Origin of the sequence: Secundilactobacillus silagei JCM 19001 (assembly GCF_002217945.1) — a bacterium.
Classification (GTDB): Bacteria; Bacillota; Bacilli; order Lactobacillales; family Lactobacillaceae; genus Secundilactobacillus; species Secundilactobacillus silagei.
In genome coordinates this window covers 99,044-116,108 of sequence record NZ_BCMG01000001.1, presented here as the reverse complement: position 1 = coordinate 116,108, position 17,065 = coordinate 99,044, and the positions used below count along the sequence as shown (strand labels likewise).

General features: G+C 45.2%; 18 protein-coding genes, 1 tRNA gene and 1 pseudogene. 6 read left to right on the top strand and 14 right to left on the bottom strand.

Annotated features, from left to right (window positions below; translation table 11 throughout):
- Positions 1-65: 65 nt before the first annotated feature.
- Positions 66-755 (bottom strand): YjjG family noncanonical pyrimidine nucleotidase, encoded by a 690-nt coding sequence (locus CES79_RS00545; protein WP_089135999.1) that lies wholly within the window; start codon positions 753-755, stop codon positions 66-68.
- A pseudogene (locus tag CES79_RS00540) lies at positions 756-2,206 on the bottom strand (MFS transporter). It lies immediately after the preceding gene.
- A 156-nt stretch (positions 2,207-2,362) separates the two neighbouring features.
- On the opposite strand from CES79_RS00540, the gene CES79_RS00535 reads away from it, so the two are divergent.
- Positions 2,363-2,731 carry a hypothetical protein gene (locus CES79_RS00535; protein WP_089135998.1) on the top strand — a complete coding sequence of 123 codons (369 nt, stop codon included), beginning with the start codon at positions 2,363-2,365 and terminating at the stop codon, positions 2,729-2,731.
- Between the two features lie 121 nt (positions 2,732-2,852).
- Here the strand turns inward: CES79_RS00535 and CES79_RS00530 are convergent, their stop codons facing one another.
- The 5 genes from CES79_RS00530 to CES79_RS00510 form a co-directional block, all read right to left on the bottom strand.
- The gene (locus CES79_RS00530; protein ID WP_054653689.1) at positions 2,853-3,146 is read right to left on the bottom strand and encodes a hypothetical protein; all 294 of its coding nucleotides are present in this window, start codon (positions 3,144-3,146) and stop codon (positions 2,853-2,855) included.
- A 196-nt stretch (positions 3,147-3,342) separates the two neighbouring features.
- The gene (locus CES79_RS00525; protein WP_089135997.1) at positions 3,343-4,185 is read right to left on the bottom strand and encodes a hypothetical protein; all 843 of its coding nucleotides are present in this window, start codon (positions 4,183-4,185) and stop codon (positions 3,343-3,345) included.
- A gap of 237 nt (positions 4,186-4,422) precedes the next feature.
- Entirely contained in the window at positions 4,423-5,103 is a 681-nt protein-coding gene (locus CES79_RS00520; RefSeq protein WP_089135996.1) for a hypothetical protein, read from the bottom strand.
- Between the two features lie 110 nt (positions 5,104-5,213).
- Positions 5,214-5,286: transfer RNA gene (locus CES79_RS00515), tRNA-Ala, on the bottom strand.
- A 55-nt stretch (positions 5,287-5,341) separates the two neighbouring features.
- Positions 5,342-6,022 (bottom strand): Crp/Fnr family transcriptional regulator, encoded by a 681-nt coding sequence (locus CES79_RS00510; protein ID WP_089135995.1) that lies wholly within the window; start codon positions 6,020-6,022, stop codon positions 5,342-5,344.
- Positions 6,023-6,190: 168 nt separating this feature from the next.
- Here CES79_RS00510 and CES79_RS00505 point away from each other — a divergent pair, with 168 nt between their 5' ends.
- Positions 6,191-6,529, top strand: coding sequence for a hypothetical protein (locus CES79_RS00505; protein WP_089135994.1), 339 nt, complete (start codon positions 6,191-6,193; stop codon positions 6,527-6,529).
- Positions 6,530-6,609: 80 nt separating this feature from the next.
- Here the strand turns inward: CES79_RS00505 and CES79_RS00500 are convergent, their stop codons facing one another.
- From CES79_RS00500 to CES79_RS00485, 4 genes are all read right to left on the bottom strand, one after another.
- Positions 6,610-6,999, bottom strand: coding sequence for a hypothetical protein (locus CES79_RS00500; protein ID WP_054653681.1), 390 nt, complete (start codon positions 6,997-6,999; stop codon positions 6,610-6,612).
- Between the two features lie 133 nt (positions 7,000-7,132).
- On the bottom strand, positions 7,133-7,342 hold the full coding sequence (locus CES79_RS00495) for a hypothetical protein (protein WP_054653679.1): 210 nt from the start codon (positions 7,340-7,342) through the stop codon (positions 7,133-7,135).
- Between the two features lie 89 nt (positions 7,343-7,431).
- Positions 7,432-8,712 (bottom strand): dihydroorotase, encoded by a 1,281-nt coding sequence (gene pyrC, locus CES79_RS00490; protein ID WP_054654035.1) that lies wholly within the window; start codon positions 8,710-8,712, stop codon positions 7,432-7,434.
- A 2-nt stretch (positions 8,713-8,714) separates the two neighbouring features.
- Positions 8,715-9,659 (bottom strand): aspartate carbamoyltransferase catalytic subunit, encoded by a 945-nt coding sequence (locus tag CES79_RS00485; RefSeq protein WP_089135993.1) that lies wholly within the window; start codon positions 9,657-9,659, stop codon positions 8,715-8,717.
- A gap of 358 nt (positions 9,660-10,017) precedes the next feature.
- Between CES79_RS00485 and CES79_RS00480 the strand changes: the two genes are divergently transcribed.
- The 3 genes from CES79_RS00480 to CES79_RS00470 are packed head-to-tail and all read left to right on the top strand — an operon-like array spanning position 10,018 to position 14,011.
- A complete protein-coding gene (locus CES79_RS00480) occupies positions 10,018-12,414 on the top strand; it encodes a helicase C-terminal domain-containing protein (protein ID WP_089135992.1) in 2,397 nt (798 codons plus the stop codon).
- Between the two features lie 2 nt (positions 12,415-12,416).
- Complete coding sequence (locus tag CES79_RS00475; protein ID WP_089135991.1) at positions 12,417-13,112, top strand: hypothetical protein; 696 nt, start codon at positions 12,417-12,419, stop codon at positions 13,110-13,112.
- A complete protein-coding gene (locus CES79_RS00470) occupies positions 13,109-14,011 on the top strand; it encodes a sce7725 family protein (protein WP_089135990.1) in 903 nt (300 codons plus the stop codon). Before CES79_RS00475 ends, CES79_RS00470 begins: the two co-directional genes overlap by 4 nt.
- 82 nt (positions 14,012-14,093) lie before the next feature.
- Here CES79_RS00470 and CES79_RS00465 read toward each other — a convergent pair whose 3' ends face one another.
- The 3 genes from CES79_RS00465 to CES79_RS00455 all read right to left on the bottom strand — a co-directional run bounded on the left by CES79_RS00465 (position 14,094) and on the right by CES79_RS00455 (position 16,490).
- Positions 14,094-14,807, bottom strand: a complete 714-nt coding sequence (locus CES79_RS00465) for an SGNH/GDSL hydrolase family protein (RefSeq protein ID WP_089135989.1) — start codon at positions 14,805-14,807, stop codon at positions 14,094-14,096.
- Between the two features lie 164 nt (positions 14,808-14,971).
- On the bottom strand, positions 14,972-15,253 hold the full coding sequence (locus CES79_RS00460) for a hypothetical protein (protein WP_054653669.1): 282 nt from the start codon (positions 15,251-15,253) through the stop codon (positions 14,972-14,974).
- Positions 15,254-15,446: 193 nt separating this feature from the next.
- Positions 15,447-16,490 carry a lactonase family protein gene (locus tag CES79_RS00455; protein WP_089135988.1) on the bottom strand — a complete coding sequence of 348 codons (1,044 nt, stop codon included), beginning with the start codon at positions 16,488-16,490 and terminating at the stop codon, positions 15,447-15,449.
- A 181-nt stretch (positions 16,491-16,671) separates the two neighbouring features.
- On the opposite strand from CES79_RS00455, the gene CES79_RS00450 reads away from it, so the two are divergent.
- On the top strand, positions 16,672-17,061 hold the full coding sequence (locus tag CES79_RS00450) for a hypothetical protein (protein WP_054653667.1): 390 nt from the start codon (positions 16,672-16,674) through the stop codon (positions 17,059-17,061).
- Positions 17,062-17,065 lie beyond the last annotated feature (4 nt).

Here is a 17,065-nt window from a genome sequence, read left to right as displayed (position 1 = left end):
TAAAATAGTAACGACTCAAGCAAAAAAACGTTAACCTAGCCTAAATTGACTAGATTAACGTTTTTTTATGCCACGATGTTTTCCAGTTTTTCCAGCTGATCAATTTCGTACGTCGGTTTGATCGCAGTTTGGTTAGGCTGATGGGTAGGATTAAACCATACCGAATCCAGGCCAAAACCAGCTGCTCCCTTAATGTCTGACGTTAATGAATCACCAATAACGATGGTTTGGGCGGGTTCATAGGATTGAATATCGGCCGTCACCCGCTGGAAGAACGCTCGGGCAGGCTTTTGCGCGCCCACTAGTTCAGAAATAAACACGTCAGTAAAGAAGCGGTCAATGTGGGCTTCCGAAAGCCGTTTCTGCTGAGTTTTAGCCACCCCGTTAGTCACAACGTACAGGTCATGTTTCTGGCTAAGGTCATTTAAAACTTCCGGTGCTTGCGGCATCGGCTCGTGACCTTGTCCCAAGTAATAGCGGTAACGCTGCTCCATCTGCTGGCCATCGATACCGGTGGTGATACCAAGATGAGCAAACAACGTCGTAAACCGTTTAACAAGCAGCTTAGGCTTACTGATCTTACCTAGTTCAAACTGCTGCCAGAGGGCTAAATTTTCAGCATGATAAAAATCATAGATCTTTCTGTCCAACGGTAGTTTAAGCTCTTTGAATAATCCTTCCAGCGCCTGTTTTTCCGCCGCTTGAAAATTCAGTAACGTATCATCGATGTCAAAAAGTAACGTTTGGTATGCCATTTATGATTTCCCTTTCGTTGGCTGAGTTGGCCGTTTAATTAATCGGTAGCCGGTGATCAATGCCGCCACCGCACAGATAATAGCCGCAATTAAGAATGACACGTGCATGCCGTAAATAAAAACATCAGGTTGACCGTTGATATAAGTCGTCACCTTGGTCCCTTTATAATGACTCATCGCAGCAAAGAGCACCGTTGTCGCAAAGGAAATGCCGACGACCATCCCCAAGTTACGGACTAGCGCGTTCATCCCACCGGCAACGCCCAAATCTTTGGCTTCAACTGAGTTCATCACAATCGTGTTATTCGGTGCCTGAAAAATGCCGTTGCCAAACCCGACAAAACCAATAATGGCGGTGAATAACCACAGCGGTGTGCCCAAGTCTGTCAGCATATACCCAATTTGACTCAAAAGAATTAAAATCAAGCCGCAAAAGGTGATCAATTCCGGTCCAATTTTATCTGACAGTGCTCCTGCCAACGGCGCCACGATTACTTGAACAATCGGATACGCCATTAAGATAAATCCAGCCAGATTAGGCTTTAAGCCCCGCGCATTTTCTAAGTAAAATGGCGAGATCACATTAAAGAAGAAGTTCGTTACAAAAATCAGAAAGCCGCATAGTAAACTCATGGTAAACGCACCGTTCTTAAATAAACTAAATGACAGTAACGGGCTGGCATGGTAATTTTCGATATGAACAAAAACGGCGCCAATAATAAGTGCAAATGCGAATAATCCTAAATCAGCGGTTTAGTAAAGCCAATTTCCTGGCCTAAAAAGATTCCCACGAATAGCGAAACCATAAATAAGGCCATGGTGAGCGCCCCAAACCGGTCAATTTTTTCGTGCGATTTAGTCAGGTCCGCGGGTAAAATGGTCTGCCCAATAATGATGGTCACGACCCCAATTGGCACGTTTAACCAGAAGATATAGCCCCAAGACAGCTGGGACAGGACGATTCCGCCCAGGCCTGGTCCGGCAATCGCCCCTAACGCGACAAACGAACCGATCATGCCTAAAGCCCGGCCACGCTCACCAAAGGGAAAGATTTCCGTCACGATCCCGTTATTGTTCGCCATGGTCATTGAAGCCCCCAGCGCTTGAACGATTCGTGCCAACAACAGCAGGTAAAAGCTGCCATTAAAGCCGGCTAACAGCGACCCCAATACAAATAGCACCGTGCCAATTCGAAAAATTTTAATTTTACCCAGTGAATCGCCAAGTTTACCAAACAGCAATAACAGCGCGCAAATAACGATCAAATAAATCGATACGACCCACTCTGCCTGGTTCATTGGCACTTTTAAATCACTGGAAATAACGGGCAGCGCAATATTGACAATACTGGCATCCAGCGTTGACATGAACGTAAACAGTCCCACCGCCGCTAAGATCCACCAGCGATGTTTTTGAACCTGCGGATCTGTTACATAACTTTTAGTTGCCACGTTGCACCTGCTTTCATTGAAAAATAACCATTTCAGTTTATAAATTTACGCTTTTTTACTGGTTTAATCAAACACTTGACCCAATAGCACCAGTACTTGCTGACCGTTCTTGCGTAACCCCATTAAGCCTGCTATTCTAATATGCGAGGTGAAAACATGACAGAAGATCGTTATTACCAACCGCAAAATGCCAAGGATGCTCTGCGCTACATTGAGGGTCTATTTAATCAATACGCCCAAGCACCCTTAACCATGGAATTAGTGGCTTATCACCAAAAATTAGTCAAACAAATTCAAGAAGACGTCCTTCCAACCGCTGAAAAAGAAGGTCAGCCCGCTCAAGTCGAAAACGCCAAGCAAATGCTTGCGACCATGCAGTCCTGGTTACGTATCCGAATGAGCGGTCAGCCCTTTGCTGGCAAAATGCATCATTTTAAGTTTGAAGCCGATAATGCCAAGCCCAAATTTAAACGTAAGATCATCAAGGGCCGTCGCGGCGGCAATCACCGTTCAGTTCGACATTAACGCCTATCAGCAGTTACCTACCACCCGCCTAGCAGGTGGCTTTTTTGTACTTAGAAGACTGAATCTACAAAAACACAGCCACAAAATGTGACTGTGCCAGTAATTCAAGTTACTTTTTAGGTTACTTTGGTGACGGTTCGATTGAAACATTAATTGAGAACTTGTTGTTCTTTTCCTTAGTTTGCTTGAAATCAACTGTCATTTGATTCTTCCCCTTAAGCGGAGTTGGTTGAATTGAAGATTGGCCGCTACTTACAGTATTGCTCAATTGCTGTTCAAGTGTCGGGTTATCCATATCGACACCGAACTCTTGTAAGAAGATCAAAATATTAGTCAAATCCTTGGTGATAATTTCAGGCTTTTCATCACCGTTTTGATGCTTATCAGCTTTAATTGAAAAATCTTGCTCTGCCATATCATTGCTTCCTTTTCGTAAAAGTTAATTTCATTCATTTACAGCATAGCATTTTTGATTCCAAACCGCCAAACAGGTTTCCTTTTTAAAAATAAAAGGTTCTGTGATATTTAGTGTTGAGACGAAAAAGAAGACCAATTCATAAATGAATTGGCCTTCTTAAATACTTCATCAACCTGCGTTGACAGAAAACTTTTTATTTTAAGTTATTGTACGCTGAAACCAGGTTTTCAAGCGACTTGTTGACATCTTTGTTAACTTCTTGGGTCACCCTTTTGGTAACATTCTTGGTGACATTTTGGGTAACTGCTTGGGTAATTTTGTCAGTATTGTCGTTAACATATTTAAGTGCCGCATTCTTGATATCCTGTTGCGCCTCGGGTGTACTTGGATCCCCGTTTTTACCATCTTTATAATCTTGTTGAGCGCCCTTATTAATTTCGGAGATTACCTCGTTAAGATATGCATTATATGCTGATTTATAGTTTGTTTCATAGTTTGACTTATAGTTTGCATCATATGTTGGCTTATATTCTGCGTTAAAAAGTTTAGGCTTGGTATATTTTGTCGCATAATTCTGAGCGGGTGACTTTTTAGTAACGTTAAATGTATAGGCTGAACCCTTAGAACTTGGAAGCAGACCAGCCTTATATTGGTTTAGTTTGACACGATATTTACTACTACTATATTTATAAACGTCCATCCGGTAAGTCGTTTTTTCAAGTTTCCCCTTTGAACTCATCAAACGATAATAAGTGGTCAAAGTTCGGTGATTTTTACTCAATTTATACTTATTAGGAACACCAAGCTGAACCGAAGGCTTATCAAAATTACCAAAAACAAGTACTTGTCCCTTATTTTTGCCACTCTTCATAGTTTGCCAGTGAAACGCATAATGCGCCTTGCTCGATTGAAAATGACCACTTGGAATCGATGAAAAGGTGGTTGACGCCTTTGCCGTTGTTGGCTCCTGTGATGCCGCAACGCCACCCAGTGCAACTGCCAATACAACTAATAATTTTGTCCCTATCTTTTTCATTATCGCAGTTTCCCCCTTAAAAAAACAACTCAACACATTAACTTAACCTTATCATGTGTGAGACCCCAATACAATCGAAAAGCCATTTTTTAGCAAGCGCTTTCGCACCGTGTTATTATGCTTGCTATCCCCCAATATAGGCAATTCAGTACGTCCTTAAGAGAACGTATCTCCTTGCCCATAAAAAAAACACAGCCACAAAAATGTGACTGTGCCTCGTAATTTTATTAATACCATTTAATGCGTCGTGTTATACGCTTCAACCATGCTTGAAACCACTGGGGTAACCTGCTTAGTCACAGTATCCCGAATTTGCTGCTGAACTTCTGAAGAATTTGGATCCGCGGAAGTTTCACCCTGTTCACGCTGTTTTTGAACCGACTGGGTATCCTGAGCAATTCCATAATTAGTCAGTTGAGTAGTTGTAAATGCTGAAAACGCCTGTGCTGGCGAGTTCTTAGTCAAATTAAACGTGTAAGAGGACCCCTTGTAGCTTGGCAGTAACCCCGCCTTATACTGATTAAGTTTAACGCGATAGTTACTGTTGCTATACTTATAAAGATCCATTCGGTAAGTACTACTCAGCTTACCTTTGGCACTCGTTAACCGATAATAAGTCGTCAGTGTACGGCGATTTTTACTCAATTTATACTTCGTTGGCACCCCGAATTGAATGGCTGGGTGCTTAACATCACCATTAAAGTTACCGAAAATAAGGACTTGGCCCTTACTTTTACCGGCTTTAAAACTTTGCCAGTGAAACGCATAATGGTTCGCCGCATTTTGAAAATGACCGCTTGGAATTATTGAAGATGAAAAAGTAGTTGCGGCATGTGCTGTAACCGGCTGCTGCGAAGCCACCAGACCACCAAGAACCACTGTCAACGCGACTAGCAATTTTGTTCCTAATTTTTTCATTATCGCAGTTTCCCCCTAAAGAAAAACAACTCAACGCACTAACTTAATCTTAATCATGCGTAAAACGAGAACCCAATACAATCAAAAACCTATTTTTAGGTAAACAAAAATGGATCCAAACGGACTTGAACCGTCGACCTCCTACATGCGAAGCAGGCGCTCTCCCAACTGAGCTATGGACCCAACAATACTAACAGACTACCACTTATCTGGCCGACTGTTAATAGTTAATGACTAATTAGCTGTTCACCATCATCAAACCATCAATATTCACGAGTTTAATATGGTTCCGTCCACGCTGGATGATCAAGCCTGACGTTGAAAACTGCTTTAACTTGCGGCTGATCGTTTCCGGCGAAGTGCCTAAATAAAGAGCCAGATCCTTTTTTTGCAGCGGTAAGTCAAAATCCGCCGTGTCTAATTCAGAACTCGTCTCAACTAAATAGTTGGCTAACCGCTCCCCAACACTGGTAGTTAAGGTAGCCGCCGCCTGTGCTTCCAGCTCAGATACCCGCTTTCCGAGCGCATTCAACATGTTGATTGCCACTGCTGCTGACCGCTGAATCAATTTTTGAAAATCCTGCCGGGTGATCAAACAGATCTGCGTATCAGTTAACGCTTCTGCACTAGTCTGCCGTTGCGCATCTTCGAACAGGACTGACTCACCATCGAAGTCCCCAGTTTGCAGCAGCCGAATCAGCTGCTCACGGCCACTAGCCGTACTTTGAGTGACTTTTACCTGCCCGTGGGCCATGATCATTAACGAGTCTGCATGATCACCTGCCATAAAGACAAATTCACCCTTTTTAACGTGCCGTTCTTGAACCAGCTTCGCCACCTCAGCCAGCGTGTCGTGATTTAATTGCTGAAAGATTGGGACTAATTTGACGCAAGCAATCGCATCATGGTGTTTTAACATCGTGGTAACCTCCAATCGAAAAGATCTTCCATTTATTCTAACCTGATTATAGTCCATAAACTAATTATTCAACTTGACGCAAATCAAGTTACCTGCCAGCTTTGTTGAAACATCTGCATTGAATTTTGACCCCGTAAAGCCTTAAAATGAAGTAAGAGGTGATTATTCTTGAAAAAATCTGAAAGAGAACTTAAAGAGAGCGTTATTGTCGATATGAACGACTTCTTAATGGATTACGGTGCCAAAAAGTTAGGTAACCGAGATGATTTAGCTGAGGTTATCTATAATGCAGCAAAGGATGATATTAAGGGCTTAGATACCCTATTCAAAGATAACGGTGAAGCCCGTGAACATTTCTACCAAGCCGTTGGTGAAGGCTTTCTTTCGGACTATGATAACGGTCAATCCGCAGAACAAAACGAAAAGAAATCAGAATCACTGGCTCACGAAGCAATCAATTATCTTGGCAACCATGAAAAACAGCTGGATGACTGGAAGTTTAACTGATCCAGTTCCTAATGAAACAGCAAAAAGCTGCGTTTTCCAAATTGGAGAACGCAGCTTTTTTGCTGTTTTAAAATGCAGTTTTATTTTACAACGATATCATAATGACCGCCATAAGTACCACGATCATGAACGACACCCATACCTAATGGTGTCTTGATCTTGGTGCCAAACTTCTTGTTGTTAGCTAAGATCAAATAGCCATTTTTATCATGACCATTCAACGTATAAGTGCCATCTGAAGTATAAGCGCCTAACCCATAGACGTGAGAACCGTTTGGTGAATAGTACGTGAAGACCCGTTTGTGATAATGAACACGGCCCATTCGTTTGAAGGCTGAAATACTCATTACCGCATCCGCTTTCGGATTATATGCAGTTTCTGCAGCTGCGTTCGTTCCGGTCAAACCAGCAACGCCCGCAAACATTGATACAGCGAGTAATAGGCTCGCTACCCAAGTTTTAAGTGACAAGATAAAATTCCCCTCAACAATCTAATTCGTATTAATACAACATGAACTAGTATAGTCAAAGAAAATTACGTGGGTATCTCAGCCAAATTAATATTTATCAAGTTTTTGAAATAATTGTCACACGTTTGTCACATTACTCGTGCATCTTTTGGAACAAAGCCGCGCGCAAATCCGCACCAATAATTTCTAAAACCACCTTGATCAGCTGATCTGGCATGTAGCCCTTAGCATCAAGCTGGGCCTCGTGGCCATTCACATGAGTGATCATCGTGCCACTGGTTTTTAGTTCAACATTATACGCAGCCAACAGTGGCTTTAATGCCGTTAATTCTGCCTCAGTCATACAATTTCCTCCAATCCTAACGTTTTAATTATAGTAATTGGAGTTCGTTGATAGCAAGTTCTTTTAACAAGACCCTTTCCAAAACTTATTTAGTGTTTACTCCCATAAACATCCTTCCCCGCTACTAACGTCCGCACGGTTTTCCCCAAAATGTGTTCGCCAATAAACGGTGAGTTGTGCCCCTTAGATAAGAAGTCAGCTGAATCAATGGTCGTGGGCGTGGTTAAATCAAACAACGCTAAATCTGCTGGCGCGCCTTCAGTGAGCCGGCCGGCATTCAAGCCGAATAAGGCTGCCGGTTGAACGGCCATCCAGTTGATCAATTGTGCCAGGCTGAAAAGCCCGGTTTTGACAAACTTGGTATACAACATCGCAAAGGCCGTTTCACTGCCAGTAATCCCAAAGGGCGCTTTGAGCATGGACTGGGCCTTTTCCGCATCCGTATGGGGTGCATGATCCGTCGCAATTAAATCAATGGTGCCATCCAGTAAACCGGCAATTAACGCTTGTCGATCCTGCTCACTGCCCAGCGGCGGATTCATCTTGAACATGGCGTTATCACCGGTAATATCTTCATCACTTAATAGTAAGTGGTGCGGTGACACTTCGCAGGTCACGTGGACGCCGGCTGCTTTGGCTGCCCGAATGACCTGGACAGTAGCTGCCGAAGACACGTGGCAGACGTGGTAATGAACACCAGTGGCAGCAGCTAAAGTAACGTCGCGCGCCACTTGAGCAGTTTCAGAAACACTGGGAATGCCGGGTAGCCCCAGTCGTTTTGACACGCTGCCTTCATGCATCACCCCGCCATAGGTCAAACTATCATCTTCAGCGTGGGCGACCACTGCCATCTGCAACTTAGCCGCCTGTTTCATGGCTTGATACATCGTTCCGGCAGTTTGCACCCCGTTGCCATCGTTACTGAAAGCAAAGGCCCCAGCTGCCTTTAAGCCAGCCATATCCACCAGTTCATCACCACCGCGTTCAGTGGTAATGGTCGCGTACTGCACCATGTGAACCGCACCGTCACGCTGATTCAAAGCCAGCATCTCGCGCATTCGCTGCGGGGTATCCGGTGCTGGGATCACGTTTGGCATGGCCGCAATGGTGGTATAGCCACCATGAGCGGCTGCCAGGCTGCCCGTTTTAACCGTTTCTTTGTCTGTTTGACCAGGATCGCGCAAATGCACGTGCAGATCCACTAATCCGGGGCTTACAAATAGGCCTTGCGCATCAATGATCTGATCAACTGGTACGTCAGCCGTAATGTGTTGTTCGATCTGACTAATTTTGTCATCGGTGATCAAAATATCGCAAACTTGTAAATGCCCGTCGATCAAACACTGGCCGTTTTTAATTAGTCGCTTCATCATTAATCTTCATCCACCAGCCCTTGATACCGCAGCAGACTGGCCATAATTGCCATGCGAACGAACACACCATTCGCCATTTGCTGGAAAATTCTGGAACTGTCGCATTCAACGAGTTCATCGGCAATTTCAACCCCGCGGTTAACGGGAGCTGGGTGCATGATGATGGCGTGATCTTGCATCCGTGCCTTGCGAGCAGGTGTCAGACCATACTTTTCATTGTACTTAGCTGCCGTAAAGGTCTTGTTTTCTGAAGCATCCAAACGTTCATGCTGAACCCGCAGGAACATCATGACATCCATCTGTTCAACCAGATCATCCACTGGCAGCCAAGTTCCATAGGCGTCAAACCGGTCGTCGAACCACTTCTTGGGACCGCCGAAGTAGACCTGAACACCGAGCTTATTCAAAACTTCCATGTCTGATTTGGCAACTCGGGAATGGGAGAGATCACCAACGATGGCAACCTTTAACCCGGTGAAAGTCCCAAATTCTTCGTAGATCGTCATCATGTCAAGCAACGATTGTGATGGGTGTTCGCCAGAGCCATCACCGCCATTAGCAATTCCCAGGTGAATATGGCGGTCATTAACGAGTTGATTGTAGTATTCATTTTGCCGGGCGCGGATAGCGACCACGTCAACACCAATGGCTTGCAAGGCCTTAACGGTATCGCCCATGCTCTCACCCTTAGTGACTGAGCAGACTGCTGGGTTAAAATCAACGACCTGCAATCCAAGCTTGCGTTCCGCCATTTCAAAACTGGTGTGGGTCCGGGTACTGTTTTCGAAGAACAGGTTTGCGGCATACGCTGGTCTGGTCAGTTGAATCTGCTTGCCCGCTTTGAATTGCTGGGCTTCTTTGATAAATGCCATCACTTCATCGGCTTCTAGATCTTTCATACTGAGTACGTTTGCGTAACTTAACGGCTTGGTGGTTTCAATCATAGATAATATCCTCCTAAAATAAACGCGCCTTGCCGTGTTTGCAAAGCGCGCCTGTTAGGTGTATTAACCTTTGGACGTTTTGCTCTCACGGGAGACAATTAAATCGTCAGTCAACAAAAAACCTCTCTGCCGCCTGTGGGTAGAGAGGTTCACTAAAATCTAGGCTGCACGCCTAGTTCACCGTTCCTTCTTAGCCTCACAGGACTATTTGTTAAAGGTTTCATTGCTGGTATCATACCTCGTTTGCTTGCCTGAAACAAGCTTTTTTTTAAACTTTTTTGAGCCTTTTTGGGTGCCATTTCGTTAATCACATATCATGCTATAATGGGTTTCAGCTATGAACAAAGAGGACTACAAAATGACAATCACCAAATTAGGCATCCGCGAACTCGTTGAATTTACGCTGCGCTCCGGCGATCTCAACGCCAGTATGAACAGCATGAATACCGCACTAGAGGGTGCCCGAATTCACCGGATGCTGCAAAAATCGCGTGGCAAGCACTACCAAAAAGAATACAGTCTGGAACACGAAGTTAAATTAGCAGGTAAACCCTACTTGATTCACGGCCGGGCTGACGGGGTCATTTTAAATGGCGAAGACACCTTGATCGAAGAAATCAAAACCTCCGATGCCGCTTTCGAAGATCTCACTGAAAACACGCTGACGCTGTACTGGGGTCAGGTCAAAATGTACGCCTACATTCTCATGACTGACGAAAAGCTGGACCAGCTCACGTTACAATTAACTTATTATCGCCGGACCACTGAAGAAGTAACGACGCGTCAGATCACTTACACTCTAGCGGAAGCCACCGCCCTTTTTAAGTCTGTCACGGCCGAATACGAAACCTGGCTAAAGTTACAGGCCGATTTACGCCACAGTCGCAATGCTTCGATTAAAAATTTACCGTTTCCGTTTGACCACTATCGCACTGGTCAACGGGAATTAGCGGTCTCCGTCTATAAGGCTATCCGACTAAAAAAGCAGCTCTTTATCGAAGCACCCACTGGTACCGGTAAGACCATTTCAACCGTCTTCCCCTGTATTAAAGCCATGGGTGAAGATCAGATTCAGCGGCTGTTTTACCTCACCGCCAAGCAAAGTACCCGGCGTGTTGCCGAGCAGGCCTTAGATTTAATGGCGCAGCAGGGACTGACCCTGCGCAGCATTACACTGACCGCAAAGGATACCATCACTTTTCCAGAAGAAGCCGACCTCGCACCGGAGGACAACCCTTTCATGGTGGGCTATTATGACCGTTTAAAACCCGGTTTAAAAGATATTTTAACCAACGAAACTGCCATCACCCGGGAAACGGTGACAACTTACGCCCGTAAACATCAGCTGGATCCGTTTGAATTTTCACTGGATATCAGTCTGTTTTGTGACGTGATCATCTGCGATTATAACTATCTGTTTGATCCACAGGTCTATCTGCAGCGGTTCTTTGCCATCGACCACGATGACGATAACTTCTTTTTAGTGGACGAAGCGCATAACCTCGTCAGCCGTTCTCGGGATATGTATTCCACCGAACTGTCACTGGCACCGCTAACGGATCTGATTGCTGCCACTAAGCAGGCCGATGAAGGAACGCCAACTTTACTAAGAGCCCTGCGCGCCATGCGCCGAGCTTTTTTCAAGATTGCTGGCCCGCTGATTGAAAGCGACGACCGGGAAAGTGTCTTTAATAGTCCTGCCAACGATTTTAATCAAGCCGTCGAAAAGCTCAGTGACCACATCAGTGACTGGCTGGGCGATGAAAAACGACCGCAGACTGACTATACGAAGACCGTCTTAGACTACTATTTTGCCTGCCTCAGCTACCTAAAAATTGCTGATTTTTACGATGAAACTTACCGGACTAAAATTAATTTAGGCGATAATACTGACCGCGAAATCACCTTTAAACAGCTGTGCCTGGATCCCAGTGAATTCTTACATGACTGTCTGTCTAAGGGCCGTGGCGCCGTGCTCTTTTCAGCTACTTTTTCGCCGCTGGATTACTATCAGCGCGTCCTTGGCGGCAACGAAGACAGCCTCTGTTATCAGTTGCCCTCACCCTTTCCACCGAAACATCAAAGCATTCTGATCACCGACTACATCAGTACCACTTACCGTAATCGCGATGCTAATTTAGCTAAAATTATCACCAGTATTAAAACATTGATCAACGGTAAAACGGGTAACTACCTCATCTTTTTGCCCTCATACAGTTTCCTAAGTACCGTCACCACGGCCTTCAAGATGGCCTATCCGGATGTCAAAACGGTTATTCAAGAACCCAATATGAACGAGGACGACCGCAGTGCCTTTTTAGCCGCTTTTGCCCCTGAACCTAGCGAATCACTGGTGGGCTTTGGTATTTTAGGCGGCATCTTTTCTGAGGGCATTGACCTGACCGCTAACCGGCTGATCGGCGTGGGTATCGTGAGTGTGGGTCTGCCCGGTCTTAGTACCGAAAACGACCTGTTACGAGACTATTTTGATTCCCAGGGTGAACCCGGTTTCGATTACGCTTATCAGCTGCCAGGACTGAATCACGTGCTTCAAGCTGCTGGCCGGCTGATCCGCAGTGCTTCTGACAACGGTGTCATCCTGTTAATGGATCAGCGCTTCGCCAGTCAGCGCTACACGCGTTACTTTCCGCCGCACTGGCAGTATCACCGCGTGCTGCACACCGCAAATGAACTGGCCCCCACCATTGAACAATTCTGGGAAATGACCGCTAAAACTGATAAGAAGGAACATTAACTGTGAAAACTAAACTTACACTAGAACTTGAGAAGACCCTCTATGAAACCTGCCTTGAAGCTGGCAGCATCGCAGTGGAAGAAGTCACCATGCCAGATGATCAGGGTATCGTGGATACTTTGAGCTACCAGCACCTGCCAGACGGTTCGGACGAATGGCGCTGCTATGAACTAAAAGTGACAAAGAGTGACTTTCATTCCCACGCCAAACTTTCCTTTGTGGGCAACTATAACTATTTCGTGCTGCCGCTGTCGCTCTATCAGGAACTTAAGGACGAAATTCCGACTGAGATCGGCGTCTTAAGCTACCAAAAATACGACCCATCCCAACTAGAAGCTGCTACTGAACCCGTTTTAGCACCGGGCTATTTAACGGTGGAAAAAAAGCCCCGCTTCCAGGAGATCACCCTGGATCAGAGGGATCTAATGCGCCATTTTCTCTATTCATTAGCCCGCGAAGTCCGCAAAGCTAAGCGCGTTGAAACGGGAATCAGCCAGTATTCGACTGACCGGCTCTTCAAGGAATTAAAGAAACGTCATCAGCACTACGACATCTATGACCCGGAAAATAATTTCTACGACCGCTTTATCGATGAAACCCAGACCAATGCCGTGACCGCGCTTCAAGAAGAGATCGACGCGCTTAATTTAGAAATTGCCAAACTGCAGCACCAGCTTTACGAGGTAACTTCCAAATGATTTATTACCCCTATTTTCGTGGTCGTCAATTCGACCTGCGCGCGTTAACCGAATTTGCCAATCAAGCAGCTACGCCAAACGTGATGCCCATTATCGAACCGGTCCGTGACGTGCCGGCGCTGCCCAAAACCATTAAGGCCTTCAGTCAGCATCAGCAGCCACTAGCCGTGATTCAAAATCCGCAGGTGGACCACTATCACTTTCAAGCCGCTAAACGCTATCCAATTGAAGCCCTCTTTCAACAGTCTGAGATTCAGCGGGCCTACATTTTAACGCCGCTTTTGCCCCCTCAGTTATTAGCTAACAGTCTGGTCATTGTTCAGCACTACGCTGATTTGAAGCTGTTTTTAGCCCATGACTGGTTACCAGACTCCGCCACCCTGTTAGTCCCGCCAGAAGCTCGGATTCGCCAATTACTGACTGGGCGTCGGTTCGGCCACCTGTTTGATCACTACGCCGTTCCGGAACACAGTTTTGAATTTTCAGCCATGCCGGACAGCTTTTGGAGCAGTGACATTGAGTTTGCTCAGCAGTATCACGAAATCGGCTTTAGCGATTATCTCACTCAGGGCGCGCCGTACTTTGAACACGGTCATCCCAGCCGAACCGTGACCCTGCATTTAATTTATCTCGCTAATGATCAGGTTCGCATCCGCCATTTTGTTTCTGATCAACACGAGGATTTTAAACATCAGCGTGACAAGTTTTTTGAAGCTTTAACTAAAGCAGTTGCGTGGATCAAAACGCAACCGGCCATCAACCAGACGACTGCTTCCACAAGATTAGTCGCCTTAGCCGATGAACACCACTTTCCTGGCATGGGCGTGCTGAAAGCTTTGACGATCGAACACCATTTGGAAATTATGGCAAGATATTTAAAATTGAATAACGGTGTCTAACTAAACTGGATGCCAGCTAGACAGCATAAATAAGCGCTATTCGGTAAACACCGAATAGCGCTTATTTATGTTATCTAGTTGCTCATTTAGCCATCGTTTTAGCCAACAGGCCAACGTAGGCAGTGGCACCCTTCGTTTGTAAATGGACCTCATCGCCCGCAAACCAGTTAGCGTGATTGTTACTCAAATTATGCCAATCCACCACGTGTACGTTGTGGTTGGCTTTGGCGGTTGACGCAATCAGCCGGTTGGTCTGCCCTTCCCATCTTTGCGTTGGGACGTGGGTGTTGATCCAGTAAACTTGCCGTTTGCTGCCAACCACTTTTAGAAACCGCGAAATATCCTTCTTTTCTGGTGGTCCGTTGGTGCCCAAGTTGACCACCACGTTGTCGGCGAGTTTACCTTCAGCCTTTAAACTTTGGGCGATAGTTGGTAGATCATAAAACTGTCTCCCCACGGCGCCATTGATCAACGCGTGCGGAAAAACCTGTTTCAGTTCCGGCGTAATATCGACCATGACCGAGTCACCGATGGCCGTTACTTTGGCGGTGTGTGCATGAGCCGTTGCTTGAGGACTTAGAGCATACTTCTTGGCCACTTTTTTCTCTTTTGCTGTCAATTTGACGGGTTTTGGTTTCGGCTTAGGCTTTGGTTTAGACACCTTTTCATGGTGAGATAAGGTGGTCCCTGTTTGCCGACCGATCGTGATACCGCCGACCAATACGATCAAAATAATAATCACCCAAAAGAATGGCCGTTTCCAAATGGGTTTCTTTGTTGCTGCATGTCGTTTCAAAACATTTTTTCTCCCTCTGTCATTACTTTCTTTATTTTAACATTTCTGAGTCAGCCATACTTCGCAGTCATCAAAAAAGTTTGCCATTATAAAATGGGTATTCCTAAATTAAGAATACCCATTTTTAATCTATATTTGAACTTATCGCATGGTTTAATGCACTTTTAAATACCAAAAACTAATTTCAAATAACCCGCTGCCAGTGTCAGACCGATGAGCCACAGGTCTAGTTCCTGTAATCCCCGTGCCTGCTTAGTCGTGTCAAAAACGATAAAGTGACCACTAAATAGAATCATGCTTGCAAATAGCAAAGCTGCATATAAGGAAGCCGATGTGCCTAAGATCAAACTGATGAAGGTGACAAAGTTCAGCGCTAATATCAAGACTCGTCCCCACGTTACCTCTCGTCCCATAGCCACTAACTGAAGATTAATTCGATTCATCATGTCTAACTCACTCCTATCCTTATTGGTTTCTATCCAAGGACATTGTAACGCTTCCAATACCGATTTATAGGGATTCATAACCGATTTTAGCAAGTTCTAATATAGCTCAAAAACCCGTGTCCTAAACTTGATAGGCACGGGCTTTTAAAAATGAGAACGCTTAGATGAATCTTATTTATAAACCGTTTTTTACTTATTTAACGGGTGCGACACAAACCCCTTCTGGAACTTCAAAGCCCTTTTGAACTAGGGTTAATTTACCGCTCTTAGCATCGCGGCTGTAAAGGGTGGCGTTATCGGTATTTTGATTAACCAGGATGATGAAAGATTCATCCGCGTTGAAGTTAAAATCACGTGGGAAATCCCCCTCTGAAGGAATCTCATCGATCAATGATAATTCACCATTATCTTCAACCTTAAACGTGGCAATTGAGTTGTAGCCACGGTTGGAGACATAGACAAACTTCTGGTCGCTGGATAGCCGAATAGCTGCAGCACCGTTATGAGTCGTCCAGTCACGGGGAATCGTCTTCAATTCTTCGCGTAACGTGAATTGACCAGCTTTAGCATCGTAGTCCAATACTTCAATGCCACTGCCCAGTTCACCGACTAGGTAAGCCACGTTTTTGTCGGTGTTGAACACGATGTGCCGTGGGCCAAACCCGGCAGCACACTTGAACCGTGATTTTTCGGTGAGCTTGCCTTCATCACTAAGATCGTAAAGATAGACGGTATCTTCACCTAAATCACAGCAAACTAACCGCTTATCAGGCGTTAAGTCAGCAAAGTGCGGGTGCGGGCCGTCTTGCTGTTCAGGCGCAGGGCCCACTTTACCAGTATGCTGAACGGTGTCAGCCGTCGTCAGGGTACCATCCGCCGCAATCTTGTAAACCGTCACAACACCAGTGTGATAGTTCGCCGTGAAGACCAATTGACGGTCTTCGTCAACGGCAACATAGGCTGGATTAGGTCCTGAAATCAGGTTCTTATCCAATTCCTTAAACGGCTTTTCGGCAGCATCAAAGACCTTTAAGCCACCAATCTTTTTGCCATCTGCTGACTCTGCATCGATTGCGTAAACCTTGTGTGTCTTGGACTCAGCAACGTAGGTTGGGTTCCCAGCACGGCCAACTAATTCAAGGTTTTGTAACTGCTGCTTGTCTGTGTCTAATTGCAGTTCATAGACACCTTCACTACTCTTATGCGTATAGGTACCGATTAAAAATGTTTCGATCATGTTCAATCCTCCACTATGCTTATAGTTAATTTCTACCCGTTAATTATAGCACAGGTCTAGGCCGACTTTTATATCATCGCTAAATGTTTGTGATTAATTTTACGAGGAATTAAACCCTTTCGAATCACCACTATTTTGTGTTACACTTTAGGGCATCTATTTACAAAAAGGAAGTATGGACATGGCCAAATTTGAACTTTACCATCCAATCTTAACACCGCATTACCAGCTAGATTGGCTGACCAATTTTAAAGTTAAGGACGTGAACGCCCTGCGTCAAGCCGGTCATCCGACCGAATCAATGCTTGAAACAGCGAACTACGTCAACCGCGAAATGAGCACGATCATGAACGATCAAGCCCTCACCTGGGGCGTCAGCGATAAGCAGCAGGATGATCTGCTGGCCATCGTCAATTTAGCACCAGCGAATGCCAATTTTAAAAAGGCCCAGCTCACCATCACCCAAGTGGCTAAGGATAATCAATCATTAGTAGAAGAAATTGAAACCTACATGACTGAATTTGCCCAAAACGAACTTCAAAGTTTTCAGCTGTTAGTCAATTTAAAATGATGTT

Bases quoted from the DNA above. Each gene is read 5' to 3' on its own strand.
- CES79_RS00545 (WP_089135999.1), bottom strand. From the start codon at position 755: ATGGCATACCAAACGTTACTTTTTGACATCGATGATACGTTACTGAAT.
- CES79_RS00535 (WP_089135998.1), top strand. From the start codon at position 2,363: ATGACAGAAGATCGTTATTACCAACCGCAAAATGCCAAGGATGCTCTG.
- CES79_RS00530 (WP_054653689.1), bottom strand. From the start codon at position 3,146: ATGGCAGAGCAAGATTTTTCAATTAAAGCTGATAAGCATCAAAACGGT.
- CES79_RS00525 (WP_089135997.1), bottom strand. From the start codon at position 4,185: ATGAAAAAGATAGGGACAAAATTATTAGTTGTATTGGCAGTTGCACTG.
- CES79_RS00520 (WP_089135996.1), bottom strand. From the start codon at position 5,103: ATGAAAAAATTAGGAACAAAATTGCTAGTCGCGTTGACAGTGGTTCTT.
- CES79_RS00510 (WP_089135995.1), bottom strand. From the start codon at position 6,022: ATGTTAAAACACCATGATGCGATTGCTTGCGTCAAATTAGTCCCAATC.
- CES79_RS00495 (WP_054653679.1), bottom strand. From the start codon at position 7,342: ATGACTGAGGCAGAATTAACGGCATTAAAGCCACTGTTGGCTGCGTAT.
- pyrC (WP_054654035.1), bottom strand. From the start codon at position 8,712: ATGAAGCGACTAATTAAAAACGGCCAGTGTTTGATCGACGGGCATTTA.
- CES79_RS00485 (WP_089135993.1), bottom strand. From the start codon at position 9,659: ATGATTGAAACCACCAAGCCGTTAAGTTACGCAAACGTACTCAGTATG.
- CES79_RS00480 (WP_089135992.1), top strand. From the start codon at position 10,018: ATGACAATCACCAAATTAGGCATCCGCGAACTCGTTGAATTTACGCTG.
- CES79_RS00470 (WP_089135990.1), top strand. From the start codon at position 13,109: ATGATTTATTACCCCTATTTTCGTGGTCGTCAATTCGACCTGCGCGCG.
- CES79_RS00460 (WP_054653669.1), bottom strand. From the start codon at position 15,253: ATGATGAATCGAATTAATCTTCAGTTAGTGGCTATGGGACGAGAGGTA.
- CES79_RS00455 (WP_089135988.1), bottom strand. From the start codon at position 16,490: ATGATCGAAACATTTTTAATCGGTACCTATACGCATAAGAGTAGTGAA.
- CES79_RS00450 (WP_054653667.1), top strand. From the start codon at position 16,672: ATGGCCAAATTTGAACTTTACCATCCAATCTTAACACCGCATTACCAG.